The organism is Ruegeria sp. C6 (assembly GCF_056537625.1).
The window spans coordinates 675,909-698,727 of sequence record NZ_JBQFRW010000002.1 but is presented as its reverse complement, the minus strand read 5'-3'; the positions used below and the strand labels follow the sequence as shown (position 1 = coordinate 698,727).

Here is a 22,819-nt window from a genome sequence, read left to right as displayed (position 1 = left end):
ATACAAAGCAGGTGGCCACCATGACTTCATCCTTAAAACGCACGCCTCTTCACGCTTTGCATGTTGAGTTGGGGGGTAAGTTGGTTGATTTTGCGGGTTGGGAGATGCCTGTTCAGTATCCTTTGGGGATTATGGGGGAGCATAAGCAGTGTCGTGAGAAGGCGGCGGTGTTTGATGTGAGCCATATGGGTCAGGTGATTTTGCGGGGTGAGAATGTGGGTGAGAAGCTGGAAGCGCTTTGCCCGCAGGCTTATGCGACGCTGAAGGAAGGCAAGGCGCGGTACGGGTTTTTCACCAATGCCGAAGGCGGGATCATGGATGACCTGATCGTGTCGAACGCGGGGGATCATTACTTTGTGGTGGTGAACGCGGCGCTACGGCATCAGGACATTCCGCATATGCGTGAGCACCTCGAAGGCGTTGAAGTGATCGAGATTTTCGACCGCGCGCTGGTGGCGGTTCAGGGCCCTGCGGCGGAAAACGTTGTGGGCGAACTGTGCCCTGCCGCGCGTGATCTAAAGTTCATGGAAACCACGGTGGCCGATATCAACGGTGTTGAGTGCCGTATCTCGCGGCTGGGCTATACCGGCGAGGATGGCTACGAGATCTCGATCCCCGAGGACAAGGCGATCGAGATCACCAAGGCGTTTCTGGCGCATGAGGATTGCGAGCCGGCCGGTCTGGGCGCGCGCGACAGCCTGCGGCTGGAGGCAGGTCTGTGCCTTTATGGCAATGACATCGACCAGAGCACCTCACCGATTGAGGCCTCGCTGGCTTGGGCGATCCAGAAACGCCGCAAGGAAGAGGGCGGTTTCCCGGGCGCGGACCGCGTGCAGAAGGAACTGGCCGAAGGTCCCGCCAAAAAGCTGGTGGGCATCAAGCCCGAAGGCCGTGCGCCTGCGCGTCAGGGCGTGGAAGTGCAGTGCCTTGAGGGCAACAGCATCGGCCAGATCACCTCGGGCGTGTTTGGCCCCACGGTGGGTGGACCGGTGGCGATGGGCTATGTGAGCAAAGGCCATGGCGAGCCGGGCGAGAAGGTGAACCTGATCATCCGGGGCAAGCCGCAACCGGCTGAGATCGTGGCGCTGCCCTTCGTCAAACAGAATTACAAGCGTTGAAGTCAGGAGAGAGAGACATGGCAACCTATTATTCCGAAGAGCATGAATGGCTGAGCGTTGACGGCGACACCGCCACGCTGGGCATCACCAAACACGCCGCCGAGCAATTGGGTGACGTGGTGTTCGTGGAACAGCAGGAAGCAGGCGACGAGTTCGAAAAAGGCGGCGAGATCGGCGTGATTGAATCCGTCAAGGCGGCGTCCGAGCTTTACGCACCGGTCGACGGCGAGATCACCGAGGTGAACGAGGCACTGGCCGACAATCCCGGCGCGCTGAACGAAGACCCCGAAGGCGAGGCCTGGATCTACAAGATCAAGATCGCGGACGCCTCGCAGCTCGAAGACCTGATGGACGAGGCCGGCTACAAGGCCTTCATCGGTTAACTCAGGCGGCGGGTCCGTGCGCGGCCCCGCCCCTTCATCTGTTTCCAAATACTTCCGCCGGAGGCTCCTGCCGTCTCCGCCGGGCCTGACCTATCCTTGAGGAGCGCACACATGGCCTTCAAACTGACCGATTACGAAGCCTATGACTTCGCCAACCGCCGCCATATCGGGCCCAGCCCGACCGAGATGCGCGACATGCTCAAGGTGATCGGCTTCAAGACGCTGGACGAGCTGATCGACGCCACCGTCCCGCCCGCGATCCGGCAGAAAGAGCCGCTGGACTGGGGTCCGGCGATGACCGAGCGCGATGCGCTCTTTCACATGAAAGAGGTGGCGAGCAAGAACAAGGTTCTGACCTCGCTGATCGGTCAGGGCTATTATGGCACCACCACGCCGGCGCCGATCCTGCGCAACATTCTGGAAAACCCGGCCTGGTACACGGCCTACACGCCTTATCAGCCCGAGATCAGCCAGGGCCGACTTGAGGCGCTCTTGAACTTCCAGACCATGGTCAGCGACCTGACCGGGCTGGACGTGGCCAACGCGTCCTTGCTGGACGAAGCGACTGCTGCGGCGGAAGCCATGGCGATGGCCAAGCGCGGCGGCCGGTCCAAGGCCAACAATGCAGCCTTCTTTGTCGACAAGAACTGCCACCCGCAGACCATCGCGGTGATTAAAACGCGCGCCGAGCCTCTGGGCATCGAGGTGCAGGTGGCTGATCCGGACACGCTGGATGCGGGCGCGGTCTTTGGCGCCATCTTCCAGTACCCCGGCACCCATGGCCATGTGCGCGACTTCACCGCCGAGATTGCGGCCCTGCATGAACACAAGGCGATTGCCATCGTCGCCGCCGATATCCTGTCGCTGGCGCTGCTGAAGTCGCCCGGTGAGATGGGCGCGGATATCGCCATCGGCTCGACCCAGCGCTTTGGTGTGCCGATGGGCTATGGTGGCCCGCACGCCGCGTATATGGCGACCACCGACAAGCTGAAGCGCTCGATGCCGGGCCGGATCATCGGTGTCAGCATCGACAGCCGGGGCAACAAGGCTTACCGCCTGGCGCTGCAGACCCGCGAACAGCACATCCGGCGTGAGAAAGCCAACTCGAACGTTTGCACCGCGCAGGCGCTGTTGGCGGTGATTGCCTCGATGTATGCCGTGTACCACGGCCCCGACGGCATCAAGGCCATCGCGCAATCGGTGCACCGCAAGACCTCGCGTTTGGCCGCCGGTCTGGAAGAGGCAGGCTTTGTTGTGGAGCCGGAAGTGTTCTTCGACACGATCACGGTTGAGGTTGGCCATCTGCAGAAAACGGTCATGGAGGCCGCTGTGGCCCGGGGCGTCAACCTGCGTAAGGTCGGCGACACGAAAGTGGGCATCAGCCTGGACGAACAGACCCGGCCCGAGACCATCGAGGCGGTCTGGGGGGCCTTCGGCATCGACCGCAAGGATGACAGCTCGAACGTGGCCTATCGCCTGCCGGATTACGCGCTGCGCGAAAGCGAGTACCTGACCCACCCGATCTTCCACAAGAACCGGGCCGAGGCCGAGATCACGCGCTACATGCGCCGTCTGGCCGACCGCGACCTGGCGCTGGACCGGGCGATGATCCCGCTGGGCTCGTGCACCATGAAGCTGAACGCCACGATCGAGATGATCCCGGTCACCTGGCCCGAGTTCGGCAACCTGCACCCGTTCTGCCCCGAAGATCAGGCGCAGGGCTATCATGAGATGATCGATGATCTGAACGACAAGTTGTGCCAGATCACCGGCTATGACGCGATCAGCCAGCAGCCCAACTCGGGCGCGCAGGGTGAGTACGCAGGCCTCTTGACCATCCGCAACTATCACTTCGCCCGGGGCGAAGGGCAGCGCAATGTCTGCCTGATCCCGACCTCGGCGCATGGGACCAACCCGGCCTCGGCCCAGATGGTGGGCTGGCAGGTTGTGCCTGTGCAGGCGGATGAGAAGGGCAACATTGATCTGAATGACTTCCGCGCCAAGGCCGAAAAGCACTCGGACCATCTGGCCGCCTGCATGATCACGTACCCCTCGACCCATGGCGTGTTTGAGACCACCGTGCAGGAGGTCTGCCAGATCACCCATGATCATGGCGGTCAGGTTTATATCGACGGCGCCAACATGAACGCCATGGTGGGTCTGTCGCGTCCCGGAGACATCGGCGGTGACGTCAGCCACCTGAACCTGCACAAGACCTTCTGCATCCCCCATGGCGGCGGTGGCCCCGGCATGGGTCCGATCGGCGTCAAAGCGCATCTGACCGAGCATCTGCCCGGCCACCCGGAATACGGCACTGCCGTGGGTCCGGTCTCGGCGGCGCCCTTTGGGTCGCCCTCGATCTTGCCGGTTAGCTGGGCCTATGTGCTGCTGATGGGCGGCGCGGGTCTGACGCAGGCCACGAAAGTGGCGATCCTGAACGCCAACTACATCGCGGCGCGGCTCAAGGATGCCTACCCGATCCTCTACACCTCGGAAACGGGTCGCGTGGCGCATGAATGCATCCTCGACACCCGCCCGCTGGACGAGGCGGCCCATGTCAGCGTCGATGACATTGCCAAACGTCTGGTGGACAGCGGCTTCCACGCGCCCACCATGTCCTGGCCGGTGGCCGGCACCCTGATGGTCGAGCCCACGGAATCGGAACCCATGGATGAGCTGGACCGCTTCTGCGACGCCATGCTGTCCATCCGCTCCGAGGCACAGGACATCATCGACGGCAAGATCGACGCGGAAAACAACCCGCTGAAAAACGCCCCCCACACGGTGCGCGATCTGGTCGGCGACTGGGACCGTCCCTACACCCGTGAACAGGCCTGCTTCCCCCCAGGCTCCATGGGCGTCGACAAATACTGGTCCCCCGTCAACCGCGTCGACAACGCATACGGCGACAGAAACCTAATCTGCACATGCCCGCCAATGACCGAATACATGGACGCAGCAGAATAAACCTCAATCAATAAACCCCCGCCAACTGGCGGGGGTTTCAATCCGAGTTCGGGAACGACTGCTCGCGGCCGAAGCGCTAAAGAAGGTGGAGGAGAAATGAAGCATTATGTCCCTGCAAATGACCATGCGCATTTGACCGAAACCACGTTGGCAAGACCTAAACGAGATCATCATATCGAGATCATTCTTTGCGAGGCCGAAGCGGAAGCATCGGCAGATATGCTGGTTGATTTCTATCGTGCCCTGAATGAACTGAACGAAGGCCATACATACATTACAAATATCCGCACCATTGCCGACGGCGCGGCGGGCGGACCCTTGCACTGGGCCGGGCGAACCGCGATTTTCTGGGGGGACATCTACAAAAGCTGGCCTCTGACACCGTCGGACAAAACCTGGATCGCCCAAGTATTGAACCTGTCCTACCGATCAATTCTCGTTGGCGGTGCAGCGTTTCTTCTCGCCCAGACTAGTCGCGCAACCAAGCGGATTGCATCGGTTCACCCCAATTTTTCTGCCGCAGCGCAAGAGGTTGGCCTGATCGACGTCGGTTCGGGTACATATTGGTCCTCAGATAGCCGCACCCATAGCGCATCAACCAGATTGGGCACGTTGCGTTTGTTGTCCGATTTTGTTGCCTTTGATCACGGCGAGCATCTGGCCGAGTCAGTACGCAGCTATATCGGGTTGGCCGACAGGCAAACTAAATGCGCAAGCCAACTGGCAGCTCGATTGATCAGACGTTCAAAAGCCGACCCAATGGTGCGACAGGTTGTTGAAAAGATGCAGAACAATCTGGAGGATCCGCTTAGGATACCGGAACTTGCGATGGCGCTTGGTACATCAACGCGCCAGTTACAGCGGCGGTTTCTGGACAGAACGGGTGTAAAACTGCTGACAACGTATCGGGAACTTCGCCTAGAACGGGCCTATGGCCTGCTTCAATTTACCGAGATAACCTATCTTGAAGTGGCGACTGCTACGGGCTTTTCTTCTACAAGTGCATTGGTGCGTGCGTTCCGGGATCACTATGATGCATCGCCCGAAAGTGTACGAAATCGGCGATTTGCAGGCAAAACTCAGGCTGTTTAGCTTGATCGTGTGAATCGACAGCGCAGTCGAATGCGGTTGATACCACACTGGGCCTGAACTTTTGGCATTCACCATTCATGAGGTTGACGACAGATACGATTGTTAGTCCAGTTAACAATGCTTTGCCACCGGTTCAATCAATGACCCGGCCACATCCTCAATTGCCGTCTTACAGACAAGCTCGCAGCTACGCGCTGGCCAATTGTTGTCGTAGGACCACTCGCTTGTGATCTGCGAAGTTGATACGCTGGTGTTTCGATCGATACGATATTGTACGGGCCGGTTATCCATCCAGGTCCGCACTAGGAAAAGAGAGCATGAAACCTAGGAATTTCGTTCCGAAAGGGGCCGCGACGTTCGACATCGATTATGACGGACCATCAAACGAGATCTATTTTCTGTTGCTGCCGAAACTCACCATGCTTGCTTTTAGCGCAGCGGTTGAACCGCTGAGGATCGCCAATCAGGTCACCAACAAAGAGCTCTACAAGTGGTTTCTGATCTCTGAGGATGGGAACCCTGTTCGATGCTCCAATGGAGTCGAAATAGCAGCTGACTTGGCTCTGCATAATTTACCGCGATCATCCAGATTGTTTGTGTGTTCAGGGATCGAACCATCGGAAAGCACTAATTCAACGATCCTTTCGTGGATCAGCCGTCAGAAAGCGTTTGGCTGCAAGCTTGGTGGAATTTGTACCGGCGCATTTACGCTGGCCAAGGCAGGTATGCTGACCGGCAAGAGGTTCACACTGCATTGGGAAAACCAACCCGCCTTTGTTGAACACTTCGAACACCTGACACCATCGGCGAACCTGTATGAGATTGACAATGATCTGATGACCTGCGGTGGAGGTAACGCGGCAACCGATATGGTACTGGACATGATTGAAACCGACTTCGGAAAGGATCTGGCCATCATCGTCTCGGACATGTGCATCCACTCACGATCCAACAATCAAAAAACGCTCCAGAAATCCGCGTTTTCTGTCGCGTTGGGCAGTCGGAACCAATACCTGATCAACGCCATCCAGATCATGCATGAGAATCTGGAAGAGCCTCTGGATATCTCTGAGATTGCCAAGATCGTTCAGATTTCTCGCCGACAGTTGGAGCGGCTGTTTCAAAAGTATGTCGAGGTTTCCCCGGTACAATTCTACATCGAGTTGCGTGTGGCGCGCGCCTACGCGTTGCTAAGCGAAACAGAAATGACCGTTGCTGAAATTGCGGCCGCCACGGGTTTTGGCAGCGCGACCCAACTGACAGTTCGGTTCAAGAAACGATACGGCGCAGCGCCGACCTCATTCAGGCGAGGCTGGTCGGGACAGAACGATTGAGAGATGCCGTGCCGGTGGACCCGGCTGCGATCGTACTCTACCAATCAGGGCTAGAGTCCGAGTTCGCCCCGCTCGGATAGCACCTGTAATCTGGGAACATTAACCGCCATGGAATTGAACCAACCCGAACTGCGCCAACTTAGGCGGTCATTCCACAGACACCCCGAATTGGGCTTCAATGAAACGAAAACCAAAGCCAAAGTTGCGGCGCTGCTGCGTCAATACGGGCTTGAAGTTCATGAAGGCGTGGGCGTGGTGGGTATCCTCAGAGCCGGTAAAGGCAACCGCGCGATCGGATTACGCGCAGATATGGACGCGCTACCCATTCAGGAAGCCAGCGATCATGATTACGTGTCACAAAATACCGGCATTATGCACGCCTGTGGCCATGATGGTCACATGACGATGCTGTTGGGCGCAGCAAAGACTTTGTCCTCGGATCCCGGTTTCAGCGGCACGGTGGTGTTCCTGTTTCAACCGAATGAAGAGCTTGGACTGGGGGCTAAAGCAATGCTGGACGAGAATGTCTTGACGCGATTTCCAATCGAAGAAGTCTACGCCATACATAACCTGCCTGGGGCACCCGTCGGGCAGATGTCGACCCGAACCGGTTTAATATGCACATCAGAAAGCCTTTTCGAAATTACGATCAATGGACAAGGCGGCCATGCATCCATGCCGCAGTCTGGACGTGATGCGCTAACCGTTGGGTCAGAAATCGTTCTGGCGCTTCAGACAATTGTCGCGCGCAAGCTGGCCCCGGGCGCCGGGGCGGTTGTGTCAGTGACCGAGTTTCTGACCGACGGGCAGCGCAACGTTCTACCTGGAACTGCAACGCTAAAGGGTGATGCGCGGGCTCGCAGCCCTGAAGATCGAAATATGATTGAAGAACACATGCGCAAGATTGCGCATGGCATCGCATCCGCGCATGGCGTCGAAGTCCAAGTGGATTTCAAAACTGAGTTCATCGAAACGATCAACGCACCGATCCCGACCGAAGCTGCCATCCGCGTCGCGCAGCAATCCGGGCTGGACACACTTCCCAATCGTCAACCGATGAGCTTTTCAGAGGATTTCGCGCATTTCTGCGAAGCCGTACCCGGCTGCTTTATTCTACTGGGCAACGGTGAAACTGGCCCGAATGGGCAACCGCTGCATTCGAATGACTACGACTTCAACGATGCGTTACTGCCGATCGGCGCGGAATTCTGGGCAAATCTCGTGCGCGATAGGCTTCCGCTTCAAGACGAAGACTGAACGGGGCCCAGCAACATAGCACCTTCGAACGGCCGTCAGATGAATGATCTAAGACGGCCGCTCACACTGTAATTTGGACCTTACCCTTGCTAGAGCCTGATGCGGAATGCCGCAAACCCATCAGCGCCTTCACCGGCATCCTCGATGGTGACGCCTTTGACTTCGCCCATGTAGTCGCGCGCCTTTGGACCAGTTTCAAACAACACGGTGGTGTCAGAAAGCGGCGCAAACGACCAGTTTGCATCGGCCTTGGGATCGATTGTTCCTTGCTCGACGATATACCGCACGATCACGTCGCGGTTGGTGTCAGGGGCTTCGAACACGACGGTATCACCCATTGCGCCCGGGAAAGAACCGCCGCCCGAAGCACGATAGTTGTTGGTGGCAATGATGAACTCCATGTCATCCGTGACCGCCTCACCGTTGAAGGCCAAATCTACGATACGGGCTGCATCCGGGTTGACCTCTTCCCCCTTGGGTCCAAAGCGCGACGGTTGCGATAAGTCGATCTGGTAGGTCACACCGTCCATCACGTCGAAATTGTAGGAAGGGAAGTCCGGGTTTAGCAAAATCGCATCCTCGGATCCCGCCTCGATCTGGTTGAACATACCCGCCGAGCGTTCCAACCAACCCCGAACCTGAGCACCGTTCACGCGTACCGCGCGCACGGTATTGGGATACAGGTAAAGATCAGCTACGTTTTTGATCGCAACATCGCCCACCGGAACATCTGTGTAATAGTCCGGGCCGCCGCGACCCCCGGCCTTGAACGGCGCTGCAGCCGATAGAATGGGCAGACCTTCATGTTCGGTGCCCTTCATCATCTCTTCGACGTACCATTTCTGCGCGATCGAGACGATTTGCACCGATGGGTCATCCGCAACTAACGCGAAGTAGCTGTGCAGCGGAGCCGAAGTCTTGCCGACCGCGCGGCGTACATAAGCCAGTGTTTCGTCGTGATCTTTCGCGACCGAGTCCAGCACCTTCTGATCGTCGCCAACAAGTGCTGTGATCGAACGGTCTTCGTTTCGCTTTGAAATCGGGCGCGCCTCGGACGTTGTCGTCACAACCCGCCATTCGTTTCCGTCGCGCTCAAGCAGCATGTCCAGCAGGCCAAGATGTGACCCCCAAAATCCGCCCATCACCGCCGGTTTGCCCATCAAGGTCCCCTTGTCGACATCAATGCCGGGACGATCAGCAAAGGTAGCGGACGGGAATACGAGGTGATTGTGCCCGGTCACCAGCGCGTCGATGCCATCGACCCCTGCCAAAACGACTGAAGCATTTTCCATTCCATCAGCGTGATCCGCATCCCCAATGCCGGAATGCGACAAGGCGATGATCAGGTCGCACCCTTGTTCTTGCATCTCGGGTACGTAAGCCTGCGCCGTTTCGACTATGTCACGCGCCTGCACGTTGCCTTCCAGATGCTTGCGATCCCAGTTCATGATCTGAGGCGGAGTAAATCCGATGACACCAACCTTGATCGGATGCTTGCTGCCATCCCCCATTTCAATCTCACGCTCAAGGATGGCATAGGGCTTCACCAGAGTCGTATCATCGCGGGGGGATGCCCCAGTCTCTTTTGCAACATTGGCCAGAACCACGGGGAATTCTGCACCAGCAAGCGCTTTATCAAGGAAATCTAGGCCATAGTTGAACTCGTGATTGCCCAAAGTGGCAGCGTCATAACCAACAGTATTGAAGGCAGTGATGATCGGATGGCTGTCGCCTTCTTTCATGCCCCGCTCATAGGCGATGTAATCGCCCATCGGATTGCCTTGCAGAAAATCTCCATTATCGACGAGCAGCGAATTTGTCGCCTCGGAACGAATCTCATTGATGATCGAAGCGGTCCGCGACAGCCCGACAGTATCGCGCGGTTTGTCCGCATAGTAATCGTATGGGAACACGTGAACATGGATGTCAGTGGTTTCCATGATCCTCAGATGCGCCTGATTGTTGGCCGCCGCCGCCGAAAAGGGATGCAAGGTAATGGCAGCAGCGCTGGCGGTCGTAGTGGCAAGAAACTGACGGCGCGAAATCAAACTACGATTGGAATAGGACATAAGGCACCTCTCAGGTTTGTAGATCGACGCGTGTTCTGGATGCTTTTCACAACAAGGGTATGACAGTGAAGATCTTTGCATCAAACATGTCGAACTTGGGGGTAGGATCCTAAAAGCCTATTGTATTGAATTGCTCAGTCCAAGCCACTTTACGCACCAAAGGCGATTGCAGCGAACTGCCCCCATCGTCAGTCCATCCAACCAATGGATGGCGGTTTCCGCGAGAGCGCTAGCTGAAAGTCAGACCCCCGAACAGCGGTCAAAGAGCGCCGCAACGCGCATTAGACCCTTGAGCCTACCGGACGTGATCTCGACGCGGTTTTGCCGTCTGTACCAACGCTTGTCATATTTGACCGGGGTCTTGCGCGGACCATAAACGGCATGAGCGGCACGTCAGCGCATATCATTGTGAATGAAAAAGACTATTTCTCTCAATACACACCTATCGTCGAACCGGGGCTTTCTAGGCGACTTCGGGATGAAGGGTCTAGGCGTGCTATCTGCGCGTCAGCCAGCCGATGAACTCAATCATGATTTCAGTTCAATTTTCCAATCGGGAAAAAAGTGAAAGCTGCAAGTCAATGGCTTCCGAACTTGACGAAGTTACAATGGCCAAAACTGTTTGCAAAGCAAATACCCATTGCCTTTTCCACCAAAGCAACTAGTAGAGACGCGACTTCGTATTCGGGCCCCCTCTGACTTTCCTGCGCAGACTTAGATAATGAGCGATTTTGTCATGACACAGACATCACTGGACAACCTGCTACACAAACTTAATGCGAAGCAGGCTGTGATCGGGATTGTTGGACTGGGATATGTCGGACAGCCCCTGGCCCTCAGATATACCGAAATTGGATACCGGGTCATTGGCTTCGACCTGGATGCCACAAAGGTGCAGGACTTAAACTCCGGTCACAGTTCGATTGAGCATATCGACGATGCCCGCATCACAGCGGCACGGGAAAATAGGTTCGAGGCTACCACGGATTTTTCGCGTATCGCTGAGGCGGATGGCATTATGCTTTGCGTGCCAACGCCACTCAACAAATATCGCGAGCCTGATCTGAGCTTTGTCACCGACACGTGCGATCAGATAGCAGATCATTTGCGTCCGGGTCAGGTTATTGCGCTGGAAAGCACAACTTATCCAGGCACAACCAAAGAAGAAGTTTTGCCTCGGCTTGAGAAGAACGGCCTCAAGGTCGGCGAGGATATTTTTGCGGTCTACTCACCTGAACGGGAAGACCCAGCCAACCCGGATTTTACCACCAATACCATCCCAAAGGTTGTCGGCGGGCATACAGGCGCCTGCCTGAAAGCGGGTATCGCGCTTTATGAACACGCAATTGATAAACTTGTACCAGTAAGCTCGACTGAAACTGCCGAGATGACAAAGCTTCTGGAAAATATCCACCGGGCGGTAAACATTGGCCTTGTGAACGAGATGAAAATCGTTGCTGACCGCATGGGGATCGATATTTTTGAGGTTATCGACGCGGCCGCGACCAAACCCTTCGGGTTCACGCCTTACTATCCGGGTCCGGGACTTGGAGGGCACTGCATCCCTATCGATCCATTTTACCTGACCTGGAAAGCACGTGAATACGGCATCAACACACGCTTCATCGAATTGGCCGGTGAAGTGAACACGGCGATGCCGGAATATGTGTTTGGCAAACTCGCCAATGCGCTGAATGATCGCAGCAAAGCGATTCGTGGCAGTAAAATTATGGTTTTGGGCATCGCGTACAAAAAAAATGTCGACGACATGCGTGAGAGCCCTTCTGTCAGCTTGATGGAGCTGATCCGAGACAATGGCGGAGACCTCAGCTACTCGGACCCCCATGTGCCCGAGTTTCCCACGATGCGGGAACACTTCTTCGAATTGTCATCTGAGACCCTTACCCCTGAGGTTCTGTCGGAGCAGGATGCAGTTATTCTGGCGACTAATCACGATGCCTTTGATTATGAGTTGATCAAAAAACACGCGAAGCTCCTCATCGACACCCGCGGTAAATACCGTACCTCTGAGCAAAATATTGTTCGTGCTTAAATGAAACTGCGACCGGCTCTGCGTAGCTGGGCCGGAACATCTGGCGGATGGTACTTAGGAACGGCTGTCGCTCGTATGACCGCTTACGCGGGACCAAAACTCTGAATGGTTTGACGGTGTCCTAAGCGCTGGATGAATGCGCTGAGAATTGGACCCGCAAGGAAAAAATGTCGGCACTTTCCTGCCATTCCAATCAATTCATAGGTACGAACACCGCCTAAACAACTGGCGGCGCATGAAACGCGCGTTGTTCCGGTGCAGGTAGGCAGATATAGTTGCGGGAAATGTCAGGCCGCCTTCGGGTACAGGAAGATTGGCTGTTGACGAGTTCCAATTGTGAGCAATCAAGGGCCAAAACGCGTGAGCTTGAAAAACCGCAACACCCCGCCTCAGCGCCATGAGCTGCGAAAGGTGCGTAATCAGGGGAACAGTTTCCTGGCGCTTGCCTTCATTTTCAGCGTTTTTGTCAATCTGCTTATGCTGACCGGACCGCTGTTCATGCTACAAGTGTATGATCGGGTCCTTGGGTCACGCTCGGTCGAGACTTTATCAGCGCTATTTCTGCTTGTCGCGCTGCTTTATGCGCTGATGGCGATGTTGGACTATGCGCGCGGCCGAATTGTGGCTCGGTTCGGAGCGCGATTTCAATCGGCACTCGATGAACGCGTGTTTGAAGGGACCATGCGACGCGCATTGTTCCCACAGGTTCGATCAGCGCCTGCGACTGCATTGCGAGATCTGGAATCGATCCGTGCATTATGTGCCTCGCCCGTTTTGTTGGCGGTAATGGACATCCCTTGGACTCCAATCTTTGTGGCTGCAATTTTCCTGTTCCACCCGTTGCTAGGCTGGTTGGCCGTCGCAGGCGGAACGCTTCTGGTTGTTATCGCCCTACTGAACCAAGCGTTGACCCATGGCAAAGTGGCAGATGCTCAAATCGCCTCTGCCAAAGCAAATGCATTTTCTGAACACGCCAGACAAGCTGCCGAGGTCGTCAGATCTCAGGGCATGCAGGAAGATGTCTCAAAACGCTGGTTGAACCAACGCACCGAGGCGCTTTCTCAATCCATATCCGCAAGCGACTGGACCGGCAGCTTTACTTCGTTGACCAAGTCTCTGCGGCTGTTTTTGCAATCCGCCATGCTGGCGCTTGGCGCGTTGCTGGTTCTGCGCAACGAAATGACGCCCGGTGCTATGATTGCTGGCACGATCCTTCTAGGTCGCGCTTTGGCTCCGGTCGAAATGGCGGTGGGTCAATGGTCGATGATCGAACGCGCGCGCACGGCATGGATTAACCTGAACACATTTCTTGATTCAACGCCCCCCGAGGCGTCGCGCACCAAACTGCCCGTTCCCAAAGCACATCTTGTCGCAAAGGGCCTGACGGTGATCCCTCCGGGCGCGAAGACACCGACACTACGGAATGCGGCACTTGAGTTGCGCCCCGGCACAGCTCTGGGTGTGATTGGTAAAAGTGGGTCTGGCAAAACAACCCTAGCCAAAGCGTTGTTGGGCCTTTGGCAACCGGCGGCAGGGGAAATCCGTTTGGCCGGCGCTACACTTGATCAATACGACCCTGATGATCTTGGGCAACATATTGGCTATTTGCCACAGCAAGTGACCCTCTTTAACGGAACGGTTGCTGAAAACATCGCCCGGATGTCACAAACCCCTGATCCCGAAGCTGTAGTTGCCGCAGCGAAAACAGCCAATGCGCATGAGCTGATTCTGGGGCTTGAGAAAGGATACGATACCTTCCTTGAGGGCAATGACAGCCAGCTTTCCGGTGGGCAGAAACAGCGGATTGCATTGGCGCGCGCTCTCTATGGCAATCCGGTATTGTTGATTCTGGATGAGCCAAACTCGGCCCTGGATGCAGACGGAACCCTCGCCCTGAACAACGCGGTCCGCGAGCTCAAGAGCGCGGGCAAATCCACGATTATCATGACGCACCGGCCTCAAGCGATCTCGGAATGCGACGATCTTGTCGTTGTCGAGAAAGGCCAGATCGTCAAATCCGGTGGGCGCGATGAAGTTTTGAACACGATGGTCCAAAACGCCAACGTTATCAAAAGGCACCTGAACAAGGTGGGTGAATAATGGCAGACAAGAGTTCACGTCCCGTTTGGAGTATTAAAGCGCCCGCTTTTGTCGGCCTTTTGGCTCTGGCAGTTTTGATCCTGGGACTGGGATTATGGAGCGTCCGCACTGAGCTGGCCGGTGCTATTATCTCGCAAGGTGTGATCGAAGTTCAGAGCAATCGTCAGGTCATCGAACACCCCGATGGTGGCGTTGTAGGCGAGATATTCGTACGTGACGGTGATGCAGTGGCGCGTGGGGACATGATGCTGCGGCTTGACGATACGTTTTTGGCCTCGGAACAAACGATCGTGGAATCTCAGCTATTTGAGTTACTTGCCCGAAAGACCCGGCTAGAGGCTGAACGGGATGGTGCGAACGCAGATACGTTGAAGAAAAATCTGCAAGAGCTCAAAACCCGCGAATCGATCGACGACGATCTGTTGGAAGGCCAACAACGTCTGTTCAACGCCAGGTTGGAAACGCTGACCCAGCAGATCGACCAGCTTGGGAAACAGAAGATACAGATCCAGAACGAGATTGAGGGGACGCAGGCGCAATTGGCGTCACTGAATACTCAGGTTGAATTGATCAGAACGGAGCTCGAAGATCAGCAAGGTTTGCTTGATCGCGGCCTGACACAGGCCAGCCGCGTTTCTGCATTGCAGCGGGAAGAGGCAAATCTAACAGGGCAAATCGGCAGCCTCGAATCCACAGTTGCGCGACTGACAGGCCAGATCGCCACGACCGAGATTCAAATTGTTGAATTGCAGGCCACGCGGCGCGAAGAAGCCATCACCGAGCTTCGGGATGTGCAGTCTCGCGTTGTAGAACTGGCGGAACGTCGTCTTTCCCTTTCCGAGCGTTTGTCGCGTCTAGACATCCGTGCACCCGTCGCTGGCACAGTTTACGACAGTCAGGTTTTTGCCATCCAGTCTGTGATCCAGCCGGGTGAGCCGATGATGTATGTAGTGCCTCAGGATACGCCCTTGTTGGTCGCAGCACGGGTGGATGCGTTGCATGTGGATCAGTTACATCGCGGGCAGGAAGTCGCCCTGCGCTTTCCCGCATTCAATCAACGCGACACGCCTGAGCTGAATGGCCGTGTGATCAATGTATCAGCAGATTCATTCACAGATGAGACAAGCGGCTTTACCTTCTACCGTGCTGAAGTTGTGCCTGACGAAGGACAACTGGACCGTTTGAATGGTCAGGAACTGTTGCCAGGTATGCCTGTCGAAGCCATGATCAAAACTGATGAACGCACTCCGCTTTCTTACCTGGTCAAACCATTGGCAGATTACTTCTACCGCGCGTTTCGAGAATAGCACCGGTCACGCAGTCGCATTCAAACTGCCTCGATATTGCCAAGCAGTATTGAGGTCATGTCGACCGACAGATCACTATCAACAATTGTGACCTCTGCTCCGGTTTCGTAGGTGACGTTGCTGCGTGAAATTTCGGATAGACCCGCATTTGCATCCAGAAAAACCCACTCAGCGTTGTGCGCAGAAGGCTGGCCAACTGCAACCTGAAGAATTGCCAGTGCATCCAACGCGTTTACCGATCCATCCCGGGTGATATCGGCCGCAATGTAATTTTCGGCCGTTGCCGGACCCCATGTGGGATCAAGTCCAACCGACATGCGCAAAACCTGCAATGCATCCAGCGCTGTTATCTCGCTGCTTGCCGTTGAATACGATTTAATGATGTCCAATTGGCCGGAAAACGCGCCGTCTGGTAGATCCAGATCAAATTCACCTTGTGCATTAGCCTGCGCAACAACTGCAGACCCTCCGTCTGGGGTGAACCGGATTTCAGCATTTCCCAACGCTGCGTTTGGAGTCGTCGAATTCAGCGTGAACCCACCAGCTACCCCGTCTGATGAGTTGTTATCCGGCCCGCTACCCAGATTGACAGGAATATGATCGGGACCACCAAACCCTGCGCCGAATACCTGCTCAGTTGTCAGGGACGTGCCATTAGCTGAAACAAGTTCTATCGTTTCGTCGCGATAAGCGATTTGGGCGCCTCGAGCGGTGGAAGTGAAATCCAACTGCGCTGGGGTGCGCAGAAAAGGATAATCAGTCAGATCCAAACGGTCGGTGCCGGCCTGAAAGTCCGTGATCACAGTCGGGCCACTTGTTTGACGGATCACAAAGATGTCCGCGCCAGCACCACCCGTCATGGTCGTGGAACTGGTGCCCGTAATCAGCATATCGTCCCCTGCTCCGCCGTCCAGAATAGTGTCCAGTATGCCGCCTTTCAGCATGTCGTCCTGCGCGGTTCCGGTTACTGTTCCGAATCCTTCGGCAACAATTCCAAGGTCGGCAATCGATATACTCAGCTGAGTGAGCCCTGCATCCTGTTGAGATGATACAAATATCTGCAGTTCATCCCCCATATGCGCCACGCTGATCGTTTGAACATTTTGCAATCCACTGTCCAGGGTATCAGCAAAACTATCCATATGGATGAGCTGCCCGTCCGGCGTCATTGTAAACAGCGTGATCCCATCATCCCCGCCCCCAGCCACCACGAAAACCCGACCATCAACCTCAGAGACTGAAAGATCCTGTACGGCCCCAAACCGGGTATGCAGGGTGTCCAGAATATGATCCGTCGGCTTTAACTGCCCGCTGGCGCCCAATTCCATAACGCTTAGCGAATTGCTTTGCGATCCGGCCACAACAATCCATGACTTTCCATAGGCTTGAATTGTCTCAACCGCCGTAGGAGAACTGATGCCCAGCGTTTGGATATCGTCATTACCGGCAACCTCAGAGAGCACGCCGCTGCCTTGATCGATCGAATATGACGAGATTGTTCCACTGGTTGCATCTGCGCCGACAATGAAATGATTCGACCCCGATTGCAGGGTCTGAAGCGTACTGGCAGACGCGTTGATGCTATGCGCCGGGCTTAGCGATCCATCACCATTAATACTGTAGGTGCCGATCTGGCCTGTGTCCTCATGCGCAAGCGCAAGCAAGTCGCCAGCCCCAATCGTCACCTGAACCGCTGCAGCGATATCCCCGCCGCCCGTCAAGGCATTGGTTTCTTGCAAGGCACCGATAGTGCCATCCGCGTTTAGTTCATAACCCACAAGCCCTGTGGCAGTATCGACGTCGAGGACCAGTTGATTATTGCCCGCCAGATGAATCGGGGTTCCGCTGTGCCCGACCTGATAGGCAATCGAGGCATCGAAATATTGTTGGTCCTGTTCTTGTGGGCCAGCCCCCTCCACAAGGCGCCAAGACACGAGCCCTCCCCCGGATCCGCTCGTGCTGTAAAGATACGTTTCCCCGTTAAACGTTTTTAAAGCCGTATCGCCGATACCTGAATCGAGCGCTGCGGTCCCCGTTGCCGCCACTCTTTCGAACTGAAGCATCATCGCCCGTTACCCCCTGCCACCCCTGGCAACACATACAGGATGAAGCGATGTTCGGTTCTGAACCAGAACAGAAATGTGGTGAAAACAAGGACTTCAGTTCCAGATTAACTCAAATTTTTCGCAGCGGTCGAATGGCTCAGAAGATCAAACCACAGACCAGATCGGCCGAAAACAGCATATCACGCAACGACCAGCGTCCATCTAATGAGAGGGCAAAATGACCAAAGATACCGTTTCGACCAATAAATCGACCACGGACGCCGGGCCCGATGCGCAACGTACGCGCCATATCCGCAAATGGTTCGACAAAAAACTTCAGCAATGGGTAGGACGCGGGGTTGCTGGCGGCCTTGGCTCGACACTATTCGCATTACCAGCTCTTGCGCAGGCCACCGATGAACAGCTTGCGTCACATCAGTTTGCTGAGTCAATTCCGGGCGTTCGGGTGGCAAAGCTGCTTTCGAATGGCGACGTGCAGCTGAAACTGACAGATGGGCGGACGATTGTTGTCTCTGCCGAGAACGTACAGATTCTGGAAAACGGCACCATAATGGTTGCAGATGAAGTCGTCGGCGAAATTGCACAATTAGGTCTAGCCGCAGAGGCCGCAGGTGCGACCGCAGCAACCGCAGGTGGCATAAGCGGTGCCGGGCTGGCCTTGGGCGGGTTGGGAATAGCCGGTGCTGCAGCTGCCGGTGGCGGAGGCGGCGGCGGTGGAGACAGCGACGATGAAACTGACGCCAAACCCACCGTTACCCCCTCACCTCCTCGACCGCCCAGCCTGAACCTGGCTGAGCTGCAATCAAACGCATTGAGCAATCTCAGCAGCCAAACAACAGCGCCGGAAGGAACAACGACTGTCGAAGTTACCATCGGATCGGTGACAAAATCAGTCACTCCTACAGGCGATGGAAGCTGGAGCGTTTCACTGACGCAGGCCGAGGCAGCGGCCCTGCCTCAGGGGATCTCGGATGTTTCCGTGCGCCATCTGGATGGTAGCGGGATGGAGCTATCGGCTGAAACCGCAAGGTTCGACGTTGATACCATTCCGCCGGTCCTGACCATCGATACATTCTCGGCGGGTGCGGTAATGAATGCTGCAGAACAAGGTACAAATCTCGAAATCTCTGGCACAACGGATGCCGAGAATGGGCAGACCGTAACGGTAGCGATTGGTGGGCAATCCTATAGTGGCACCGTTTCGGGCGGCGGCTGGAGCGTTTCGGTGCCCGCTTCAGATCTTACCACGCTGCCAGACGGGTCAAGCGTCACGGTGACGGCTGATGTATCGGATCGCGCAGGGAACCCAGCAGCTCAGGCCAATGGAAGTTTTGACACTGATCTGACCGCGCCTGATCTGACACTAAACCCAGTGGGTGGCGGTTCAATAGATCTGGCCGATGTCGTTGGGGATCTTGTCTTGTCGGGCACGACCACAGCTGAAAACGGCCAGGTGGTCAATGTATCTTTCGACAGTCAGGATTACACGGGTTCTGTATCGGGCGGCAGTTGGTCAGTGACGATCCCGAATGCCGATTTGTCTGGTTTGGCAACCGGTGTGCCCGCATCCGTTTCAGTTGCCGTCAGCGACACAGCAGGCAATTCGGCAACACCGATATCGGTATCCGTTCCGGTCGATCTTACGGGCCCATCAATTGCAATCACTCCCTTGTCGGTCGGGGCTATCCTGAATGCGGTCGAAACCGGATCTGACCTGGTCGTAAGCGGGACAACAGGGAACGTAACCGACGGGCAGCAGGTAACAGTAGCCCTTGATGGGCAGACTTATACCGACTCGGTCTCGGGCGGCAGTTGGAGTGTGACAATCCCCAGCGCCGATCTCATTGCGCTTGCCGATGGCGGAGACTTCAATATCACAGGCGACGTGACGGACGCCGACGGCCTTGGCGCCCCGCAAGCCAGCGTCAACTTATCCAAAGATGTCACCGCCCCAACTCTGAGTATCGACAGTTTTTCGGACGGAGCGGTTTTGAATGCTGCGGAACGTGGTACGGACTTGACCATTACGGGCACTACATCCGCCGAAGATGGTCAGACAATCACCGTAAATCTGAACGGCCAATCCTACACAGGACAGGCCTCAACCGGGGGGTGGTCGGTGAGTGTCCCCTCGGCGGATTTGGCGGCGCTACCCGATGGGACTACGATCAGCGTGACAGCGGATGTATCGGATGCCGCCGGCAATCTGGCGATACAGGCGACCAACAGCTTCGACACGGACTTCTCCGCCCCGTCGCTCGCCATATCATCACTGTCAGATGGAGCGGTAGTCAACCTGACCGAGCAAGCAACGGATCTGGTGGTCTCGGGAACTTCTGATGCGGCCAATGGTACGCAAGTTTCGGTACAGATCGTCCAGTCCGGAGGTGCGGTTCTGACCGGCGGAATCGCCATAGTAAACGGTGGCATCTGGACATTCACAGCTGCGGCCGCAGACTTGAGCGGCCTGCAGGAAGGGCAAAGGTATGACGTGAACGCCTCAATCACGGATGCGGCTGGCAACACGAATGCTGCGACGACCAGTTTCACCACCGACCTCAGCGCACCAACAATTGCATTGAACCCGCTTTCGGCTGGATCGGTTCTGGATATCGTTGAACAGGGAACAGACCTCAATGTGTCGGGGACAACAAATGCCGAGGACGGGCAGATTGTAACGATTAGCCTTAATAACCAGACCTACAGTGCGGTGGTTTCTGGTGGCTTGTGGAGCACAAGCATTCCTTCGGCGGATTTGGCCAGTTTGGCCGATGGAGGCAATTTTGCGGTCACGGCATCGGTTCAAGACGCCGCAGGAAACCCGGCAACCGATGCGACAACCATGTTGGCCACGGATTTCAAACCTATCCTCTACATCGATGATGTGGGTGCCAATAGTGCCGTGTCGCTGAGCGATGCACAAAACACTGGAATGACTGTATCAGGCAGTTCCGCAGGCCTGTCTGCCGGACAAGCGGTCGATGTCACGCTTAACTCGGTCTCGCTTGGTTCGGCCACAGTTGCAGCCGATGGGAGCTGGACCCTGTCCGCGCCTGCTGCAAGCTTTGCCTCGATTGAAGCGGGAGACGCCCTCGATTTCGAAGCACAGGCGACAGTCGCAGGCGGCCCCGATCCTGATCCGGTGTCCGAACAGGCAATTGCTCATGTTCCGGCGGCCTACACCATCGTTGAAGCCGGTCGCAGCGGAACGACAGTGACGTTCGAGGTCTACGCAGATTCCGATCGCGATATCTCAAGCGGTCTGGCCTTTACCGCCGAGCTGGGGTTCGATCCTTCGGTGGCGACCTACGATAGCGGCTCCGAGACAGAAAACCCAGACTTCAATCTCTTTCTGGCTAACCCGAATGGAGGTTCCGCAATCAGTTTCGCGGGCGCGGCCACGAGCTATGGGGATTTATCGCAGCCTGTGGTGACATTTACCATGACAGTTCAGGACGCGAACCAACCCATCGTCTTGACGTTGACCACTCCAGACGGAGGGCCATCACAGCTCCATCTCGGCACCGGTGGGAATGATACCATTACGGGCTCGGATGTTGATGATTTCATCCGCGGCAACCAGGGCGACGACACCATAGATGTGTCCGGGGCGGGTCGAGACGTCATCGTTTTCGAAGCTGACCCATCTTCAAATGGCATTGATACGATCAATGGTTTCACACTGGGCCCAGCAGCCAGCGTTTCTGACGCCTTGATGTTCCAGGGGTTGAATACCACATCGCTTCGCGGCGACGGGACCGGTGTGGAGACCTTGGTGGCCGGCAGCACAATTGGTGCCAACACCGGGTTCGTCGGGCTAGAGACCACGCTTTCGGACCTTGATCTGGATACAATCACTAGCGCAGCCGAAAACCTGAATGGTGCTCAATCAGGTGATGAGATGTATCTGCTGGCAACGGACGGCACTGACAGCATTCTGGTCAAGGTTGACTACTCTGGCCCAGATTCGGCGTCGGTCGAAGCGCTTGCACAGTTCGATGGCCTTTACGATCTGAGCAGTTTGTCCGACGACAACATCCTGATCACTGACCCAACTGGCGCTTCAGCCTAAACGGCGCTCGTAGCTTGGGGCGATGCACAAATGTAGCCTCGCCTCTTCAGAACAAGAGGATCACATGGCAGAGAACGGCCTTTTCCCAGTCAGCCTTGTACGGCACAGGAATCGATTCTGGCGCCGGTTCACATCATACCAATTTGTTGCAGAGATGGACGCCTGTCCCATCGTCATCTCAGAAGTTCCGCAAATTGCCACATCTTTTCCGATTGTGTTCCTTTCAAACCAAACGAGTTTTTCTCCCGTCGCACTATTCTCAGTCATCCCGGAAGTGGCACAGCCCTTCGTCGACCAAAACGGTCGCTGGCTTGCGCCTTATGTGCCCTCAGCGTTGCGTTGCTTTCCGTTCCAGGCAGAAGCTTTGAAAAAGGGCGACTCTCGGTCACGTCTGTTTGTCGACGAGGATTCAGGGTTGGTAACACATGACCCTAAGGACCAACCATTTTTTACAGTGGACGGACTTTTGACACAGGATCTATGCGATGTGCGCCGCTTTCTGCAAAATCGCCTGGCCTCGGCAAACAAAACGGACCAAGTCTGCTCTTTGATCGCTGAAATGGGTCTGCTTGTACCACTGGACGAACAGAATGGCATCACTTTGACCGAGGGTTACTGGGGCGTTGATCCAATTCTGCTGGAACGATTGCCCGAGTCTTATAAATTGGCCCTGCTTTCCAGCGGCGCGCTACGGTTGATTCACGCTCATCAAGTATCCCTGTCGCATTGCGTTTGGCTGTCCAGTGCACAGAGCCAATCAGGCACGAGGAGTTCAGAACAAAACGACACCTTTGGCGGATTCATGACTGCACTTGCTGAAGAGGTTTGGCTCGGACAATGCAAGGAGGGCGCGATCCATGCAATGGGTTAAGCTCGGGCTTGGAATCCTTGGCATAACAGCGGGGTTACTGTCAGTTTCAGCCTGCACCTCAACGCCCAACCTAGCCGATGTCGAGACATCTTTAACGCGAGGAACGACCGGAGCAAGCGCAACAGCACGA

General features: G+C 55.9%; 13 protein-coding genes and 1 pseudogene. 11 read left to right on the top strand and 3 right to left on the bottom strand.

Annotated elements, in window-relative coordinates; genetic code table 11:
- The first annotated feature begins 20 nt into the window (after positions 1-20).
- The 6 genes from gcvT to ACR0MJ_RS10645 all read left to right on the top strand — a co-directional run bounded on the left by gcvT (position 21) and on the right by ACR0MJ_RS10645 (position 8,151).
- Positions 21-1,118: a glycine cleavage system aminomethyltransferase GcvT gene (gcvT, locus tag ACR0MJ_RS10670; protein WP_480760926.1), complete on the top strand. Its 1,098-nt coding sequence runs from the start codon at positions 21-23 to the stop codon at positions 1,116-1,118.
- 17 nt (positions 1,119-1,135) lie between these two features.
- A complete protein-coding gene (gcvH, locus tag ACR0MJ_RS10665; protein ID WP_170393732.1) occupies positions 1,136-1,501 on the top strand; it encodes a glycine cleavage system protein GcvH in 366 nt (121 codons plus the stop codon).
- A 111-nt stretch (positions 1,502-1,612) separates the two neighbouring features.
- A complete protein-coding gene (gene gcvP / locus ACR0MJ_RS10660) occupies positions 1,613-4,468 on the top strand; it encodes an aminomethyl-transferring glycine dehydrogenase (RefSeq protein ID WP_480760570.1) in 2,856 nt (951 codons plus the stop codon).
- A gap of 96 nt (positions 4,469-4,564) precedes the next feature.
- Complete coding sequence (locus ACR0MJ_RS10655; protein WP_480760925.1) at positions 4,565-5,560, top strand: helix-turn-helix domain-containing protein; 996 nt, start codon at positions 4,565-4,567, stop codon at positions 5,558-5,560.
- Positions 5,561-5,877: 317 nt separating this feature from the next.
- Positions 5,878-6,894 (top strand): GlxA family transcriptional regulator, encoded by a 1,017-nt coding sequence (locus ACR0MJ_RS10650; protein WP_480760924.1) that lies wholly within the window; start codon positions 5,878-5,880, stop codon positions 6,892-6,894.
- Positions 6,895-7,002: 108 nt separating this feature from the next.
- Positions 7,003-8,151: an amidohydrolase gene (locus tag ACR0MJ_RS10645; protein WP_480760923.1), complete on the top strand. Its 1,149-nt coding sequence runs from the start codon at positions 7,003-7,005 to the stop codon at positions 8,149-8,151.
- A gap of 89 nt (positions 8,152-8,240) precedes the next feature.
- Here ACR0MJ_RS10645 and ACR0MJ_RS10640 read toward each other — a convergent pair whose 3' ends face one another.
- The gene (locus ACR0MJ_RS10640) at positions 8,241-10,220 is read right to left on the bottom strand and encodes a bifunctional 2',3'-cyclic-nucleotide 2'-phosphodiesterase/3'-nucleotidase (RefSeq protein ID WP_480760922.1); all 1,980 of its coding nucleotides are present in this window, start codon (positions 10,218-10,220) and stop codon (positions 8,241-8,243) included.
- Positions 10,221-10,460: 240 nt separating this feature from the next.
- Positions 10,461-10,586 (bottom strand): annotated as a pseudogene (locus ACR0MJ_RS10635) (IS5/IS1182 family transposase); the annotation flags it as partial.
- Between the two features lie 355 nt (positions 10,587-10,941).
- On the opposite strand from ACR0MJ_RS10635, the gene ACR0MJ_RS10630 reads away from it, so the two are divergent.
- The 3 genes from ACR0MJ_RS10630 (at position 10,942) to ACR0MJ_RS10620 (ending at position 15,680) form a co-directional block, all read left to right on the top strand.
- Positions 10,942-12,273 (top strand): nucleotide sugar dehydrogenase, encoded by a 1,332-nt coding sequence (locus ACR0MJ_RS10630; RefSeq protein ID WP_480760921.1) that lies wholly within the window; start codon positions 10,942-10,944, stop codon positions 12,271-12,273.
- A 360-nt stretch (positions 12,274-12,633) separates the two neighbouring features.
- Positions 12,634-14,373, top strand: a complete 1,740-nt coding sequence (locus ACR0MJ_RS10625) for a type I secretion system permease/ATPase (protein WP_480760920.1) — start codon at positions 12,634-12,636, stop codon at positions 14,371-14,373.
- Positions 14,373-15,680 carry an HlyD family type I secretion periplasmic adaptor subunit gene (locus tag ACR0MJ_RS10620; RefSeq protein ID WP_170561493.1) on the top strand — a complete coding sequence of 436 codons (1,308 nt, stop codon included), beginning with the start codon at positions 14,373-14,375 and terminating at the stop codon, positions 15,678-15,680. The genes ACR0MJ_RS10625 and ACR0MJ_RS10620 overlap by 1 nt, the downstream gene beginning before the upstream one ends.
- 20 nt (positions 15,681-15,700) lie before the next feature.
- Here the strand turns inward: ACR0MJ_RS10620 and ACR0MJ_RS10615 are convergent, their stop codons facing one another.
- Positions 15,701-17,614, bottom strand: a complete 1,914-nt coding sequence (locus tag ACR0MJ_RS10615) for a M10 family metallopeptidase C-terminal domain-containing protein (RefSeq protein WP_480760919.1) — start codon at positions 17,612-17,614, stop codon at positions 15,701-15,703.
- A 349-nt stretch (positions 17,615-17,963) separates the two neighbouring features.
- Between ACR0MJ_RS10615 and ACR0MJ_RS10610 the strand changes: the two genes are divergently transcribed.
- Positions 17,964-21,818, top strand: a complete 3,855-nt coding sequence (locus ACR0MJ_RS10610; protein ID WP_480760918.1) for an Ig-like domain-containing protein — start codon at positions 17,964-17,966, stop codon at positions 21,816-21,818.
- 64 nt (positions 21,819-21,882) lie between these two features.
- Positions 21,883-22,689: a SapC family protein gene (locus ACR0MJ_RS10605; protein ID WP_480760917.1), complete on the top strand. Its 807-nt coding sequence runs from the start codon at positions 21,883-21,885 to the stop codon at positions 22,687-22,689.
- Positions 22,690-22,819 lie beyond the last annotated feature (130 nt).

What these genes read in the sequence shown, in the direction of transcription:
- gcvT (WP_480760926.1), top strand. Translation starts at nt 21, where the DNA reads ATGACTTCATCCTTAAAACGCACGCCTCTTCACGCTTTGCATGTTGAG.
- gcvH (WP_170393732.1), top strand. Translation starts at nt 1,136, where the DNA reads ATGGCAACCTATTATTCCGAAGAGCATGAATGGCTGAGCGTTGACGGC.
- gcvP (WP_480760570.1), top strand. Translation starts at nt 1,613, where the DNA reads ATGGCCTTCAAACTGACCGATTACGAAGCCTATGACTTCGCCAACCGC.
- ACR0MJ_RS10655 (WP_480760925.1), top strand. Translation starts at nt 4,565, where the DNA reads ATGAAGCATTATGTCCCTGCAAATGACCATGCGCATTTGACCGAAACC.
- ACR0MJ_RS10650 (WP_480760924.1), top strand. Translation starts at nt 5,878, where the DNA reads ATGAAACCTAGGAATTTCGTTCCGAAAGGGGCCGCGACGTTCGACATC.
- ACR0MJ_RS10645 (WP_480760923.1), top strand. Translation starts at nt 7,003, where the DNA reads ATGGAATTGAACCAACCCGAACTGCGCCAACTTAGGCGGTCATTCCAC.
- ACR0MJ_RS10640 (WP_480760922.1), bottom strand. Translation starts at nt 10,220, where the DNA reads ATGTCCTATTCCAATCGTAGTTTGATTTCGCGCCGTCAGTTTCTTGCC.
- ACR0MJ_RS10630 (WP_480760921.1), top strand. Translation starts at nt 10,942, where the DNA reads ATGAGCGATTTTGTCATGACACAGACATCACTGGACAACCTGCTACAC.
- ACR0MJ_RS10620 (WP_170561493.1), top strand. Translation starts at nt 14,373, where the DNA reads ATGGCAGACAAGAGTTCACGTCCCGTTTGGAGTATTAAAGCGCCCGCT.
- ACR0MJ_RS10610 (WP_480760918.1), top strand. Translation starts at nt 17,964, where the DNA reads ATGACCAAAGATACCGTTTCGACCAATAAATCGACCACGGACGCCGGG.
- ACR0MJ_RS10605 (WP_480760917.1), top strand. Translation starts at nt 21,883, where the DNA reads ATGGCAGAGAACGGCCTTTTCCCAGTCAGCCTTGTACGGCACAGGAAT.